15 protein-coding genes are annotated in these 15,018 nt (G+C 69.4%); 3 read left to right on the forward strand and 12 right to left on the reverse strand.

The features are described 5' to 3' along the window. Positions 1-2: 2 nt before the first annotated feature. The 5 genes from Bsp3421_RS23375 to Bsp3421_RS23395 form a co-directional block, all read right to left on the reverse strand. Positions 3-665, reverse strand: coding sequence for a site-2 protease family protein (locus tag Bsp3421_RS23375; protein ID WP_274003833.1), 663 nt, complete (start codon positions 663-665; stop codon positions 3-5). Between the two features lie 55 nt (positions 666-720). Next, positions 721-1,356: an L-threonylcarbamoyladenylate synthase gene (locus tag Bsp3421_RS23380; protein WP_274003834.1), complete on the reverse strand. Its 636-nt coding sequence runs from the start codon at positions 1,354-1,356 to the stop codon at positions 721-723. Between the two features lie 75 nt (positions 1,357-1,431). Further along, complete coding sequence (locus Bsp3421_RS23385; RefSeq protein WP_274004329.1) at positions 1,432-2,262, reverse strand: 3',5'-nucleoside bisphosphate phosphatase; 831 nt, start codon at positions 2,260-2,262, stop codon at positions 1,432-1,434. A 70-nt stretch (positions 2,263-2,332) separates the two neighbouring features. Then, on the reverse strand, positions 2,333-3,223 hold the full coding sequence (locus tag Bsp3421_RS23390; RefSeq protein WP_274003835.1) for an alpha/beta fold hydrolase: 891 nt from the start codon (positions 3,221-3,223) through the stop codon (positions 2,333-2,335). Positions 3,224-3,314: 91 nt separating this feature from the next. Next, positions 3,315-4,172 carry a ferritin-like domain-containing protein gene (locus Bsp3421_RS23395; protein ID WP_274003836.1) on the reverse strand — a complete coding sequence of 286 codons (858 nt, stop codon included), beginning with the start codon at positions 4,170-4,172 and terminating at the stop codon, positions 3,315-3,317. 134 nt (positions 4,173-4,306) lie between these two features. On the opposite strand from Bsp3421_RS23395, the gene Bsp3421_RS23400 reads away from it, so the two are divergent. The 3 genes from Bsp3421_RS23400 to Bsp3421_RS23410 all read left to right on the forward strand — a co-directional run bounded on the left by Bsp3421_RS23400 (position 4,307) and on the right by Bsp3421_RS23410 (position 6,239). Then, on the forward strand, positions 4,307-4,831 hold the full coding sequence (locus tag Bsp3421_RS23400) for a gamma carbonic anhydrase family protein (RefSeq protein ID WP_274003837.1): 525 nt from the start codon (positions 4,307-4,309) through the stop codon (positions 4,829-4,831). Positions 4,832-4,873: 42 nt separating this feature from the next. After that, positions 4,874-5,824, forward strand: coding sequence for an Hsp33 family molecular chaperone HslO (gene hslO / locus Bsp3421_RS23405; RefSeq protein ID WP_274003838.1), 951 nt, complete (start codon positions 4,874-4,876; stop codon positions 5,822-5,824). A 67-nt stretch (positions 5,825-5,891) separates the two neighbouring features. Continuing rightward, entirely contained in the window at positions 5,892-6,239 is a 348-nt protein-coding gene (locus Bsp3421_RS23410) for a hypothetical protein (protein WP_274003839.1), read from the forward strand. 81 nt (positions 6,240-6,320) lie between these two features. Here the strand turns inward: Bsp3421_RS23410 and ftsB are convergent, their stop codons facing one another. From ftsB to Bsp3421_RS23445, 7 genes are all read right to left on the reverse strand, one after another. After that, positions 6,321-6,755 carry a cell division protein FtsB gene (gene ftsB / locus Bsp3421_RS23415; protein WP_274003840.1) on the reverse strand — a complete coding sequence of 145 codons (435 nt, stop codon included), beginning with the start codon at positions 6,753-6,755 and terminating at the stop codon, positions 6,321-6,323. Between the two features lie 82 nt (positions 6,756-6,837). Beyond that, the gene (gene eno, locus Bsp3421_RS23420; RefSeq protein WP_274003841.1) at positions 6,838-8,121 is read right to left on the reverse strand and encodes a phosphopyruvate hydratase; all 1,284 of its coding nucleotides are present in this window, start codon (positions 8,119-8,121) and stop codon (positions 6,838-6,840) included. Positions 8,122-8,217: 96 nt separating this feature from the next. Continuing rightward, on the reverse strand, positions 8,218-9,072 hold the full coding sequence (kdsA, locus tag Bsp3421_RS23425) for a 3-deoxy-8-phosphooctulonate synthase (RefSeq protein ID WP_274003842.1): 855 nt from the start codon (positions 9,070-9,072) through the stop codon (positions 8,218-8,220). After that, on the reverse strand, positions 9,069-10,730 hold the full coding sequence (locus Bsp3421_RS23430; protein ID WP_274003843.1) for a CTP synthase: 1,662 nt from the start codon (positions 10,728-10,730) through the stop codon (positions 9,069-9,071). Before Bsp3421_RS23430 ends, kdsA begins: the two co-directional genes overlap by 4 nt. 102 nt (positions 10,731-10,832) lie before the next feature. Further along, positions 10,833-11,663, reverse strand: coding sequence for an alpha/beta fold hydrolase (locus Bsp3421_RS23435; RefSeq protein WP_274003844.1), 831 nt, complete (start codon positions 11,661-11,663; stop codon positions 10,833-10,835). Between the two features lie 36 nt (positions 11,664-11,699). Further along, entirely contained in the window at positions 11,700-14,177 is a 2,478-nt protein-coding gene (locus Bsp3421_RS23440; RefSeq protein ID WP_274003846.1) for a ComEC/Rec2 family competence protein, read from the reverse strand. A gap of 48 nt (positions 14,178-14,225) precedes the next feature. After that, the gene (locus tag Bsp3421_RS23445) at positions 14,226-15,014 is read right to left on the reverse strand and encodes a TatD family hydrolase (RefSeq protein ID WP_274003847.1); all 789 of its coding nucleotides are present in this window, start codon (positions 15,012-15,014) and stop codon (positions 14,226-14,228) included. Positions 15,015-15,018: the final 4 nt, after the last annotated feature.

Consider the following 15,018-nt stretch of genomic DNA (forward strand, 5'->3'; position numbering starts at 1 on the left):
CGTTAGAAAAGCGATGCGAATGGGGTCAGGACGGCGGTCACGACGTCGTAGCCGACGCCGACGAGCGGGCGCAGCCAGAATTTCGTCAACAGGCCGGTCGCGACGAGCGCGAGCACGATGAAGAAGCCGTACGGTTCGATCCGCGACAGCATGATCGACTGCTTCGGCGGCAGCAGCGCGGTCAGGATCCGGCCGCCGTCGAGCGGCGGCAGCGGGAACAGGTTCAGCACGCCGAGCACGAGATTCACGCCGACGCCCGCCGCGGCCATGCGCGTGAAGAACGGTTCGTCGACGCCCGCTCCGGCGAGCCCGATGCTGACGAAGCCCCACAGCAGCGCCTGCACGAAATTGCAGCCGGGGCCCGCGAGCGACACCCACAGGCTGCCCCAGCGCGGATTGCGCAGGTTGCCGAACGACACCGGCACGGGCTTCGCATAACCGAACAGGAACGCGCCGCTCGTCAGGAAATACAGCACGAGCGGGATCGCGATCGTGCCGATCGGATCGATGTGGCGCATCGGATTGAAGGACACGCGGCCCATCATGTAGGCGGTGTTGTCGCCGAGCAGGCGGGCGGCGTAGCCGTGGGCGGCCTCGTGCAGCGTGATCGCGAAGATCACGGGCAGTGCGTAGACGGCGATTGTTTGTATCAGGGAAGCATCCATAGCGCGCTATTGTAACAAGCAGGATCGGACCAGAACCGAACGGTTCGGTCAGGCATCACGCGTCGGCCGTCAGGCCGAACGGTTCGAGCGGGCCGCGCCCCGCGCGCACGAGCTGCGGCGCGTCGCCCGTCAGGTCGATCACGGTCGACGGTTCGCGCGGACACGCGCCGCCGTCGATCACGAGATCCAGCTGTTTCTCGAGCTGCATGCGAATCTCGTCGGGATCGTTGAGCGGTTCGTCGTCGGGCGGCAGGATCAGGGTCGTGCCGAGCAGCGGTTCGCCGAGCGCATCGAGCAGCGCGAGCGTGATCGCGTGATCCGGCACGCGCAGCCCGATGGTCTTGCGCGACGGATGCGACAGCCGGCGCGGCACTTCCTTGGTCGCCTGCAGCAGGAACACGTACGGGCCGGGCGTGACCGAGCGGATCAGGCGGTACTGGCGATTGTCGACCATCGCGAAATTGGCCAGCTCGGACAGATCGCGCACGAGCAGCGACAGATGCTGCTTGTCGTCGAGCTGGCGGATCCGCCGGATGCGCTCGACCGCGTCCTTGTCGTCGAGGCGGCAGCCGAGCGCATAGCTCGAATCGGTCGGCAGCGCAACCACGCCGCCCTGCTTGACGATCTCCACCGCCTGCTTGATCAGGCGCGGCTGCGGATTTTCCGGATGAATCCTGAAGAACTGGGACATGGGGGCGACGTTGAGAATGAGTACGCGAGCGCGCCGCCCCGCATCGGGCGGGGCCGCCGCGCCGCTTGCGCGGCGCTACAGCCAGCGTTCCCAGACGGGTTTGAGATCGGACGGCAGCGGCGGCAGGCTGCCAAGGTCGACACGGCCCTCGCCCGGCCCGTGGAAATCCGAGCCGCGCGACGCCTCGAAACCGAAGCGCCGGGCCACATCCGCGTATTCGCGGTACTGGTCGGGCGTGTGGCTGCCCGTCACCACTTCGATCGCGCGGCCGCCGAGGTCGATGAATTCCGCGAAGAACGCATCGAACTCGATCGGCGTGAACGCATAGCGCCCCGGATGCGCGATGATCGCCTCGCCGCCCGCCTGCCGGATCCAGCCCACCGCGTCGGCAAGCTTCGCCCAACGATGCGGCACGTAGCCGGGCTTGCCGTCGCCGAGGAAGCTGTCGAACACGTCGGCCGTCGAGGCCGCGACGCCGTGCTCGACCAGGAAGCGCGCGAAATGCGTGCGCGAGATCAGGTCGGGATTCGACACGTACTTGAGCGCGCCCTCGTACGCGCCGGGAATGCCGAGCGCCTCGAGCTGCTCGCCGATCGCGACCGCGCGCGCCGCGCGCCCGTGCCGGGTGCGGTACAGGCCGTCGACGAGCGCCGGGTGAGCCGGATCGAGATTGAGGCCGACGATGTGCACGGTGCGCGACGCCCAGGTCACCGAGATCTCGACGCCGCTCAGATAACGCATGCCGAGCGCCTCCGCGGTCGCGCGCGCCTCCTGCTGTCCGCCGATCTCGTCGTGGTCGGTCAGCGACCACAGCGTGACGCCGCCCGCATGGGCGCGGCGCGCGACGTCGACGGGCGACAGCTGGCCGTCGGAAACATTGGAATGGCAGTGGAGATCGGCGTTCATCATCGGCATGGAAGGTTCCCAGCCATTCTACTGCAATGCGACAATCCGCCCCTGCCCCTCGCACGTCGACTTACGCGCAGAATGCCTCGATCAGCGCGGCGATCTGCTCGGGCTGGTCGTGATGGACCATGTGGCCCGCGTCGTCGACATACTTCTCGCGCCAGTCCGGGAACGCGGCGAAGCGCGCCTTGAACTCCGCCAGCGGGATCTCGCCCGCGAGCTGCGCGAGGGTCGGCGAGTTCACCGCCTCGACGTGCAGCACCTTCGCGCGCACCTGCGCCCAGCTCGCCATCACCTCGTCGAGGCGATACAGCATCGGCCCCATCATCTTGTGCGCGGGGTCCGCCAGCAGGTGATAGCGGCCGTCGTCGCGCAGCGTCGCCCAATGCCGGGCCAGGAAGGCCGCGCGGCGCGGCTCAAGGCGCGGATTGGTCTTGGTGAGGCGCGCGGCAACCTCGTCGAGCGAGGCGTACGCGCGCAACTCGGGCGGCGCATGCAGATCGTCGAGCCAGCGCCGCAGCCGCTTCGGCGCCTGCTCGGCGCGCGCCGGCGGCAGCCCGAAACCCTCCAGGTCGACCACCCGCCGCACCCGCTCGGGCCGCACGCCCGCATACAGGCACACCACGTTCGCCCCCATGCTGTGGCCGACCAGGTTCACCTCGCCCGTCGGCGTGTAGTGGTCGATCAGCGCATCGAGATCCGCGAGATATTCCTGGAACCAGTAATGACCGCCGCCGCTCGCCGCGACCGTCCAGTCGGACAGCCCGAAGCCGCGCGCGTCGGGCGCGAGCACCTGCCAGTCGCCCGCGAGCGCGTCGACGACGAACTGGAACGACGCCGCGACATCCATCCAGCCATGCAGCATGTAGAGCGTCGGCGCATCGGGCCGCCCCCAGCGCCGGACGTGCAGTTTGACGCCACGCACGGTGACGAAGTCGGATGCGGATTGGATGGGATTCATCGCCGGGGCCAAAAAAGAATGGTCGTTCGATTATATCGGGCGCGGTGCGGCTGTACAGCGCGCGGATGCGCCCGTCTATCGAGGCCGCGCTCTAGGCGCGCTCGGGCGCGGACGGCTCGGCGTCCTGCGCCGCGAGCGCCGCCAGTTCCACGTCGTCGAAGCCGGCATCGCGCCGCGCGTCGAAGTTGAACGGGCCGCGCAGGCGCGGTGCATGGTGGGTTTCGGCAAGCCGCAGGTAGGTCACATGAGGGTCGAGCCCCGTCTGCGCGCACAGATGGCGGAACCACTGATTGCCGATCCGCACGTGGCCGATCTCGTCGCGCAGGATCACGTCGAGGATCGCCGCCGACGCCATGTCTCCGGCCTGCGCGAGCCGCGCGCGGATCGGCGGCGACGCGTCGAGCCCGCGCGCCTCCAGCGTGCGCGGCACGAGCGCCATGCGCGCGAGCACGTCGGCCGCGGTGCGTTCGCACATCTCCCACAGCCCGTTGTGCGCGGAAAAATCGCCGTACGCGTGGCCGAACTCGGCGAGACGCGCCACCAGCAGCGTGTAGTGATGCGCCTCTTCCGCCGCGACTTTCAGCCAGTCGGCGTAGAACGCCTCGGGCATGCCGCCGAAGCGCCAGACCGCGTCGAGCGCCAGATTGATCGCATTGAACTCGATGTGCGCGAGCGCGTGCAGCAGCGCGGCGCGCCCCGCTTCCGAGCGCATGTTGCGTCGCTGCAACTGGCGCGGCTCGACCAGCTCGGGCCGCGCCGGCCGCCCGGGCAGGCCGGCCGGCTCGGCCGGCGTGCGCGCCGGATCGGGCGTCGCGCAGCCCGCCTGACAATCCGCCCACAGCGCGCGCACCTGCGCGCACTTCGCCGTGGGATCGGTCTCGCGCAGCGCAGCGAGCGCCGCGTCGCGCAGGCCGCGCGCCGGGACGGAGGATAAATTCGGGACGGACATGAGGAATCCACGTCGAGGCGCGCCGGGAAGCTGCGCGCGCAAGCGTTTACAATAGGCGGTCAGGCCGGCGCGCCCAGCGCGCGCCGCACCTGGCGCCATTGTACCGGCGCCCAACCAGATCAATCGGAGACTTCGTGACCATCTACAAGCTCGGCGATACCGCCCCGACCATCCATGAAAGCGTCTTCGTCGCGGATACCGCGGCGATCATCGGCCAGGTCGTTCTCGAGGAGAACGCGAGCGTGTGGTTTGGCGCGACGATCCGCGGCGACAACGAGCCGATCAGGGTCGGCGCCGGCAGCAACGTGCAGGAAGGCGCGGTGCTGCACACCGACCCCGGCTGCCCGCTGACGATCGCGCCGAACGTCACGATCGGCCACCAGGCGATGCTGCATGGCTGCACGATCGGCGAGGGTTCGCTGATCGGGATTCAGGCGGTGGTCTTGAATCGCGCGGTGATCGGCCGCAACTGTCTGGTTGGCGCGGGCGCCGTGATCACGGAAGGCAAGACCTTCCCGGACAATTCGCTGATCCTGGGCGCGCCCGCCCGGGTCGCGCGCACCTTGTCCGACGAGGAGATCGCGAGCCTGCATGTGAACACGCGCAATTACGCCGAACGGCGTGCGTATTTCAAGGAGCAGCTCGTGCGGATCGGCTAGGCCGACTGCCCGCGCGAGCTGTCCGACTAGCGAGGAAAAAGAGTGAGCGACCAGTTACAGAAATTCATGTTCAGCGCGGCCCCGGTGCGCGGCGAGATCGTCTCGCTGAGCAATACGTGGCAGGAAGTCCTGACGCGCCGGGACTACCCGGCCCCGGTGCGCACCATGCTCGGCGAGATGATGGCCGCCTGCGCGCTGCTGTCCGCGAACCTGAAGTTCGACGGCATGCTCATCATGCAGATCTTCGGCGACGGCCCGGTCAAGATGCTCGTGGTGCAGTGCGGATCGGATCTGTCGATGCGCGCGACCGCGAAGTTCTCGGACCAGGTCGCGGCAACGATCGGCGACGACGTGGGCTTCGCCGAGCTGATCAACGCGAGCGGCCACGGCCGCTGCGTGATCACGCTCGATCCGGCCGACAAGCGACCCGGCCAGCAGCCGTACCAGGGCATCGTGCCGCTCAACGGCGAACATGGCCCGCTCGAATCGATCGCGCAGGTGCTCGAGCATTACATGCACCATTCCGAGCAGCTCGACACGCGCCTCTGGCTCGCGGCCAACCGCGACCGCGCCGTCGGCATGCTGCTGCAGAAGCTGCCCGGCGACGGCGGCATCGTGCCACGCGCGAACGAAACCGATGTGGATACCTGGGAACGGGTCTGCACGCTCGGCGGCACGCTGTCCTCGAAGGAACTGCTCGAAGTGGAACCCGAGACGGTGTTTCGGCGTCTGTTCTGGCAGGAGAACGTGCAGCACTTCGAACCGGCCGCGACGCGCTTCCAGTGCACCTGCTCGCGCGGCAAGGTCGGCTCGATGCTGCGCATGCTCGGTCGCGAGGAAGTCGACGGCGTGATCGAGGAGCGCGGCCACGTCGAGATCCACTGCGAATTCTGCAACCAGCGCTACGAGTTCGACCCCGTCGACATTGCGCAATTGTTCGCGGCGCCCGCGCTCGACACGGGTGTCGCCCCCGCCGCCGACCAGCGGCACTGACGTCCGCCGCGCCCCGTCCCGGGGCGTCGGCCGGCGCCGGATCGTCGTCGTTGTTGGAGATGCCAAGATGAAACCGTCTTACCGCCGCACCGCGCCGCTCGTCGCGCCCCTTGCGGTCACCCTCGCGCTCGCGGGCTGCGCGGTCGAGCCGCCGTCGACGCTGCTGAGCCGCCTGCCGGACGGCCAGCCCGGTGCGGCCGGCCCGGCTCACCCGCTCACGCCCGACGAACGCAAGCGTTTCGACGCGATCGATCGGCAGGTGCTCGCCGAGCAGAACCGGGCCATCACCGCCGACGCCGCCGCGCGCGCCTGGAGCTACTACACGCCGCCGCCCGTCACCTACTACGGCGGCTATTACGGCCGGGGCGGCTGGGGCAGCGGCATCGGCTACAGCTATCCCGGCTGGTGGTGGTAAAAACGCACGTCCGATTAACAAGCCGCAGGAAATAAAAAGCGCGACTCGCAAGTCGCGCTTTTTATCATGGGATCCGAAGCATCAGCCGTCGTGGTGCGCGGGTTTCGCCGCCTTGTTCGCATGCCGCTTGTCGGGCTTCGCGCGCGACTCCGGATTCGGCACCACGCGCACCGGCGCGGCCGACACCTCGCCGCGCGTCGACGTCGCCGCCATCTGCGCGCCGCTCGCCGCGAGCGCCGGCGCGTTCGGCGAGACGAACTGCACGAACACCTCGCTGTCCTTGACCATGCCCATCTCGTAGCGGGCGCGCTCCTCGATCGCCGCGGTGCCGTTTTGCAGATCCTGCACCTCGCCGCCGATCCGCTCGTTGCGCAGCTTCTCGTCGGCGTTGCGCTGCAACTGGTCGCTCAGCTGCTGGCGCAGCTCGTGTACCCGCAGCCAACCGCCGTGCCCCCACCAGAGAGGGTACTGAATCAACGCCAACAGGGCGATCAGAACGACGGTAACAAGCCGCATGAATGAACCGCAGATATAAGAATCGCCGCTCTGCGAGGATCACAGAGCGGCGTCATCGATGACAAGGACCGATAGTAACGCGTTAGCGCAAGTTATAGAACGCCGACTTGCCCGGATAGCTCGCGATGTCGCCGAGATCCTCTTCGATGCGCAGCAGTTGGTTGTACTTCGAAATGCGGTCGCTGCGCGACAGCGAACCCGTCTTGATCTGCCCCGCGTTCAGGCCGACCGCGATATCGGCGATCGTCGAATCCTCGGTTTCACCCGAACGGTGCGAAATCACCGCCGTGTAGCCCGCGCGCTTGGCCATCTCGATCGCCGCGAACGTTTCGGTCAACGTACCGATCTGATTGATCTTGATGAGGATCGAGTTCGCGATGCCCTGATCGATGCCTTCCTTCAGGATCCGCGTGTTCGTGACGAACAGGTCGTCGCCGACCAGCTGCACCTTCTTGCCCAGACGCTCGGTCAGCAGCTTCCAGCCGGCCCAGTCGCCTTCGTGCATGCCATCCTCGATCGACACGATCGGGAACTTGTCGGCGAGCGTGGCGAGATAGTCGGTGAATTCCGCCGACGACAGCTGCAGGCCTTCGCCCGCGAGCTGGTACTTGCCGTCGTGGTAGAACTCGGACGCCGCGCAATCGAGCGCGAGCAGCACGTCCTCGCCCGCGCGGTAGCCGGCCTTCTCGATCGCCTGCAGGATCATCGACAGGCACTCGTCGTTGCTGCCGAAGTTCGGCGCGAAGCCGCCCTCGTCGCCCACGGCCGTGCTCATGCCGCGATCCGACAGGATCTTCTTCAGCGCGTGGAACACTTCCGCGCCGCAACGCAGCGCTTCACGGAAGGTCGGCTGGCTGACCGGCACGATCATGAATTCCTGGATGTCCAGGCTGTTGTTCGCGTGCGCGCCGCCGTTGACGATGTTCATCATCGGCACCGGCAGCTGCATCGCGCCCGAGCCGCCGAAGTAGCGGTACAGCGGCAGGCCCGCTTCCTCGGCCGCCGCCTTCGCGACCGCCATCGACACCGCGAGCATCGCGTTCGCGCCGAGGCGCGACTTGTTGTCGGTGCCGTCCAGTTCGAGCAGCGTCTTGTCGAGGAACGCCTGCTCCGACGCGTCGAGGCCCATGATCGCCTCGGAGATTTCGGTGTTGATATGCTCGACCGCCTTCAGCACCCCCTTGCCGCCGTAACGGCCGGTTTCGCCGTCACGCAGTTCGATCGCCTCGCGCGAACCGGTGGACGCGCCCGACGGCACCGCCGCGCGGCCCATCGTGCCCGATTCGAGCAGCACGTCGCACTCGACCGTGGGGTTGCCGCGCGAATCCAGAATCTCGCGGCCGATGATATCTACGATTGCACTCATGGTTTCCTCTGAGGATGACGATGGATTCTGTCTGTCTCTACGTCTGCGGCGAGCGGCCCGCGCCCTCTGTGGACGCGTGGGCGGCCGCCGAGTTCATCAATTGAAATCGTTTTCCAGGAACGGCGTGCGCTTCACGGCCTGATCGAGCGTGACGAGCGTCTCGAGCAGCGCTTCCATGCGGTGCAGCGGCACGGCGTTCGGGCCGTCCGACTTGGCTTCGGCCGGGTTCGGGTGAGTCTCCATGAAGAGCCCGGCGACCCCCGTCGCGACCGCCGCGCGCGCGAGCACCGGCACGAATTCGCGCTGGCCGCCCGAACTCGTGCCCTGCCCGCCCGGCAGCTGCACCGAGTGGGTGGCGTCGAACACGACCGGCGCACCCGTCTCGCGCATGATCGCGAGCGAACGCATGTCGGACACGAGGTTGTTGTAGCCGAACGACGCACCGCGCTCGCACGCGAAGAAGCGGTCCTCGGACAGGCCGGCTTCGCGCGCGGCCGCCCGCGCCTTGTCGATCACGTTCTTCATGTCGTGCGGCGCGAGGAACTGGCCCTTCTTGATGTTGACGGGCTTGCCCGAGCGCGCGCAGGCGTGGATGAAATCAGTCTGGCGGCACAGGAACGCGGGCGTCTGCAGGACGTCGACCACCGACGCAACCGCCTCGATCTCCTCGATCGCGTGCACGTCGGTCAGGATCGGCAGGCCGAGCTGGCGCTTGACCTCGGACAGGATCCGCAGCCCTTCGTCCATCCCGAGCCCGCGGAACGACGTGCCGGAGCTGCGGTTCGCCTTGTCGTACGACGACTTGTAGATCAGCGGTACGTTCAGCTTCGCGCAGATTTCCTTCAGCCGGCCCGCGGTATCGAGCGCCATCTGCTCGGATTCGACGACGCAGGTGCCGGCGATCAGGAAGAACGGCCGGTCGAGACCGACTTCGAAATCGCCCAGTTTCATGCTTTCACTCCGGCCCGCGCCTGCTGGTTCGCGAGCGCGGCTTCGACAAACGACTTGAAGAGCGGATGACCGTCACGCGGCGTGGACGTGAATTCCGGGTGGAACTGCACGCCGACGAACCACGGGTGCATCGAACGCGGCAGCTCCATCATTTCCGGCAGGTCCTCGCTCGGGGTCCGTGCGCTGATGATGAGGCCGCCCGCCTCGAGTTGGGGCACCAGGCGGTTATTCACTTCATAACGGTGGCGATGGCGCTCGTTCACGTCGTTGCCATAAATCTCCGCCGCGAGCGTGCCGGGCTTGATCGGGCAGCGCTGCGAGCCGAGCCGCATCGTGCCGCCGAGATCCGACTCCTCGGTGCGCTTCTCGACCTTGCCGTCGCGGTCGTACCACTCGGTGATCAGCGCGACCACGCGCGACGGCGTGTTCGGATCGAACTCGGTGCTGTTCGCGCCGGCCAGGCCGACCACGTCGCGCGCGAACTCGATCACCGCGAGCTGCATGCCGAGGCAGATGCCGAGGTACGGCACCTTCGCTTCGCGCGCATAGCGGATCGCCGCGATCTTGCCTTCCGTGCCGCGCCGGCCGAAGCCGCCCGGCACCAGCACCGCGTCGAGATGCGCGAGGCTCGCCGCGCCGTTGGTCTCGAGTTCCTCGGAATCGATGTACTCGATGTTGACCTTGGTCGAGGTGTGGATCGACGCATGGCGCAGCGCCTCGATCAGCGACTTGTACGACTCCGTCAGGTCGACGTACTTGCCGACCATGCCGATCGTGACTTCGTGCTTCGGATTCTGCAGCTTGTCGACGAGCCCCGCCCACATCTCGAGCTGAGCCGGCTGCGGCGACAGCTTCAATTCCTCGCAGATGATCTTGTCGAGACCCTGGTCGTGCAGCATCTGCGGAATCTTGTAGATGCTGTCGACGTCCCACACCGAGATCACGGCGTCTTCCGGCACGTTCGAGAACAGCGAGATCTTCTTCGATTCGTCGTCGGGGATGCGGCGGTCCGCGCGGCACAGCAGCACGTGCGGCGAGATACCGATCTCGCGCAGCTTCTGCACGCTGTGCTGGGTCGGCTTCGTCTTCAGCTCGCCCGCCGTCGCGATGAACGGCACGAGCGTCAGGTGGACGAAGCAGGCGCTGTTGCGGCCGAGGCGCAGGCTCATCTGGCGCGCGGCCTCAAGGAACGGCAGCGATTCGATATCGCCCACCGTGCCGCCGATCTCGACGATCGCCACGTCGGGCTCGCCGCAGGTCGCGGACGCCGCGCCGCGCTCGATGAACGCCTGGATCTCGTTGGTGATGTGCGGGATCACCTGCACGGTCTTGCCGAGATAGTCGCCGCGGCGCTCCTTGCGGATCACCGATTCGTAGATCTGGCCCGTGGTGAAGTTGTTGGCCTTGCGCATCTTCGTGCTGATGAAGCGCTCATAGTGGCCGAGATCGAGGTCGGTTTCCGCACCGTCTTCCGTCACGAACACTTCGCCGTGCTGGAACGGGCTCATCGTGCCGGGGTCGACGTTGATGTACGGATCGAGTTTGAGGAGGGTGACTTTCAGGCCGCGCGATTCGAGAATCGCGGCGAGGGAGGCGGCGGCAATCCCCTTGCCGAGGGAAGAAACTACGCCGCCGGTGACGAAAACATATTTGGTCATCGCTGAGTGCTCGCGGGAAAAACGGATTATACCGTAAAGCCCGCTCATCTCTCAGCATTCGCTCCCCGATCCTGCCCTATCGAGGTGAGTCCCCGCTCCGTTTCACGCGCACCGCGGCGCCTGCGCGCCGCCCTCCGCGATGCGCAGCGCATTGAGCATCCGCTGCAGCGCACGGGCGGTCTCGAGTGGCCGTTCCATCGGGAACAGATGGCTGCCCTCCAGCCATTCGACCCGGCCGCGCGCCGCCCGCCGCGTCGCATCGAGACCGATCTGGCGGACCTCGCGCGAGCGCGTGCCGGCGAGGAACCCGATCGGCACGGGCGCGCCGTGCGCGAGCCGCGGGCCGAGCGTGTGCGGCAGCGTGCGGTAGATCATGTACTCGACCTCGCGGTCGAATGCGAGCGCCCGCTCACCGCCGGCGCTGGTCTGCGGAATACCGTGGTCGATGTAATCGGACAACATCCGCTCGTCCCAGCGCGCGAACGCGGGCTTTTCGCGGAAATGCCGCCACGCGTCGTCGCGGCTCGCCCAGTGGGTGCGCCGGGTGCGCGTGGCCGCGGCGGGCGACAGCCGCTCGTCGAGCCCGGTCCACTGGCTCGCGCGCAGCGCGCTGCTGCGCCAGCCGGCGATCACCGGCGAATCGAGCATCACGACGCCGCGCACCCACTGCGGCCGCTTGAGCGCCGCCATCAGCGACAGATAGCCGCCGAGCGAGTGACCGACCAGCCAGACCGGCCGCTCGTAGCGGCCGCCGATGTCGTCGAGCAGCTGGTCGACGAGATGCGGCCAGTCGCGCGTCACCGGAAAGCGCCGGTCGTGGCCGATGCGCTCGATGTAGCGCAACTCGTACTGGTCGCCCAGCTCGGCGAAGATGGTCCGGTAAGTCGACGCCGGAAAGCCGTTCGCATGCGAGAAATGGAGGATGTCCTTCAAACGCCGCTGTCTCCTGTGATCGGGGCTCGCACCGCGTCACCGGTCCATCCAGTAGCGCCGATGCGCGTCGCGATAACGCTCGAGCTCGAGCCCATCCGCCGCCCCGGCCCGGACCTCGATGCGCACCGCGCCGTCCTGGTCGGTGCGCGGCAGCGCGATGGCGCGCCCGAGATAGCGCGCCCAGACGGTCGGGTGCGGGTGCCTGAAACGATTTGCGTAGCCTACCTGAAATACCGCGATGCGCGGCGCCACCGAATCGAGGAAAGGTTCGGTCGACGCGGTGCGGCTGCCGTGATGCGGCACCAGCAGCACCTGCGCCGCGAGCGCCGCGCGATCGCGCGCGACGAGCCGCCGCTCGGCGCGCGCATCGATGTCGCCCGTCAGCAGCGCGGCCTGCGCGCCGGCCGCGACGCGCAGCACGCAGGAACGGCCGTTCGTACCGGCCGCGCCCGGCCCGCGCTCCGGCCACAGCATCGCGAACTCGACGCCGTCCCAGTGCCAGCGCTGCCCCGCCACGCACGGCAGCCGCGCCGCGCCCGCCGCCTGCGCGGTCTGCCACAGCGGATGCGCGGGCGGCAATTCGCCCACCAGCTGCCGCACCGGCAGCGCGCCGAGCACCGCCGGCGCACCGCCCGCGTGGTCGGCGTCCGCATGGCTCAGCACCAGCGCGTCGAGCGCCGCGATGCCGCGCGAGCGCAGGTAGGGCGCGACGATCCGTTCCCCGGCATGCGTCGCCTCCGGGCCCGGACCGGCATCGAACAGCAGGCTGTGGCGCGCGGTCTCGACGAGCGCCGCGCCGCCCTGCCCGACATCGAGCACGGTCAGGCGGAATGCGCCGGGCGGCGGCGCGGATGGCGGCGGCGCGAGGCACGGCAGCCAGGCGAGCGGCGCGGCCCAGCGCAGCGGCCAACCGCGCGGCGCGAGCGCCCACAGCGTGCCGGCCGCGGCCAGCGCCAGCACGCGCCCGTCCGGGGCCGGCAGCCACCAGAGCGCGCCCGGCGCGTCGGCCAGCCATGCGCCGGCGCGCATCATCCCGGCCACCAGCAGGTGTGCAAGCCGGAATGCGAGCGCGTCGAGCGGCGCCGGCAGCACGACGCCGACCAGCACCGTCGGCGCAACGACGAGGCTGACCCAGGGAATCGCGAACGCGTTCGCGACCGGCCCGAGCAACGGAATCTGCGAGAACCACAGCAGCGTCAGCGGCGCGAGCGCGACGGTCACCGCGTACTGGGTGCGCGCCGCCTGCGCCGCACGGCGCGCGAGCCCCCGCCACGCGCCGGCGCGCCAGCACCGCCCGCCGTGCTCCGCCGCCTCTCGCTCAGCCGGCTCGCGCGCCGGGCCGAACCGCCCGGACACGACAAACAGGATCGCCGCGACCGCGCCGAACGACAGCCAGAATCCGGGCGCGAGCACCGCCCACGGATCGGCCAGCAGCACGCAGCCGAGCGCGAACGCCAGCACCGCCGAGGGCGCGACGCGCCGCCCGCTCAGGTAGGCGACGCTCACCGCCGCGAGCATCCACCACGCGCGCTGCGCCGGCACGTTGAAGCCCGCCAGCGCCGCATAACCGGCCGCGCCCAGCAACGCGCCGAGCGCGCCGACCTGCTGCGCGGCCGCGATCAGCGGCGCGTCCCGGCCGAACCCGCGCGCGCGTCGCCACCCGGCGGCGGCCAGGCCGCCGCACAAGCCGCCGACGATGCCGATATGCAGGCCGGAGATCGCGACCAGATGGCTCGTGCCGGTGGCCCGCAGCACCTGCCAGTCCGCCGCGCGGATCCCGTGCTGCGCGCCGATCGCGAGCGCGGCGACGATGCCGCGATGCGGCGCGTCGCCGAGCACGGCGCCGATCCGCGCATCCAGCGCGGCGCGGGCGCGCTCGATCACGGCCTGCCGGGCAGGCCGGCCCGGCAGGCGCCGCGCCGCCTGCGGCACGGACACATAGCCGCGCGCGCGGATGTCGCGCGCGAGCCAGCCGGCCTCGGCATCACGCACGCCGAAATTCGCATTGCCGTGCGGCCGCCGCAACCGCACGACCAATCGCCAGCGTTCGCCGGGCGTCAGCGTGGGCGGCGCGGGCGCCGCCCCGCGCACGATCCAGGCCAGCGCGACGCGTGCGGGAAACCGCGCGCGGGCGCCGTCCGCCTCGATCGACTCGACGGCGAGCAGGAACCGCACGCCGTCGGGCCCGCGCGCGGGCAGGCCGCGCACGACGCCCGTCACGGTCAGATCGCGCCCTTCCCAGTTCGCGGGCAAGGTGACGGCAAGGCGGGCGTACGCGCGACAAGCGGCGTAGCCCGCGCCCGCGAGGCACACGGCGGCGCACAGCGCCACGCCGGCCGCCCGTCGACGCCACCGGCCGCCCGCGCCCGCCTCGCCGCGCGCGAGCCATGCCGCACCCGCCGCCAGTCCACCGGCCAGCGCACTCCCCGCCACCCACGCGAGCGCGCCCGGAAGCGCCGCCTGCCCTTGCAGCCAGACGATCCCGAGCGCGAACGCGAGCACCCTGGTCCGCATCGCGCCTCCCGTTCGCGGGCCGCGCACCGGCCCCGTTCGTGCGGACGATTATGCGGAAGCGAGGGCGAGCCGGGGCAGCGCGGCGTGCGCGTTGGCCGAAGTGGAGAGAGCGAGTCCGGTCGCGTCGAGATCGCGCAGCGCGGCGAGCGCCGCGCCGATCGCCGGCACCTGGTCCGGCGTGTTGCGCATCCGGTAGCGCCACTCGGGCGCGATGTCGGGCGCATCGGTCTCGACGACCAGCGCGGCGAGCGGCAATTGCGCGGCGAGCCGGCGGATCTGCAGCGCGCGCTCGAACGTAAGATTGCCGCCGAAGCCCAGATGCAGCCCCTGCGCGAGATAGGCCTCGGCCTGCTGGAAGCTGCCGTTGAAGGCGTGCGCGATGCCGCGCCGCACGTTGAAACGGCGCAGGCCCGCGAGCACGCGATCCTGCGACTTGCGCACGTGGCACAGCACGGGCAGGTCGAACTCGCGCGCGAGCTTCAGCTGCGCCTGATAGAAATGCTGCTGCCGGGCTTCGTCGAGCCCCGGCACGAAATAGTCGAGCCCGATCTCGCCGATCGCGACGAAGCGCGGATCGTCGAGGCTTGCCTCGATCTCCATGCGCAGCAGGTCGAGATCGCCGTCCTGCGCATGCGGCGTATACATCGGATGGATGCCCAGCGCGTACGCGCCGCCCGGCGTCTGCTGCGCAAGCTCACGCACGATCGCGAAATTGGCGCGCCCGACGCTCGGAATCACGATGCGCGACACGCCCGCCTCGCGCGCCGCCGCCGCGACGGACGCGCGATCCGCGTCGAATTCGGCGGCGTCGAGATGGCAGTGCGTGTCGATCCACATCGCG

This window comes from Burkholderia sp. FERM BP-3421 (genome assembly GCF_028657905.1).
GTDB lineage: Bacteria > Pseudomonadota > Gammaproteobacteria > Burkholderiales > Burkholderiaceae > Burkholderia.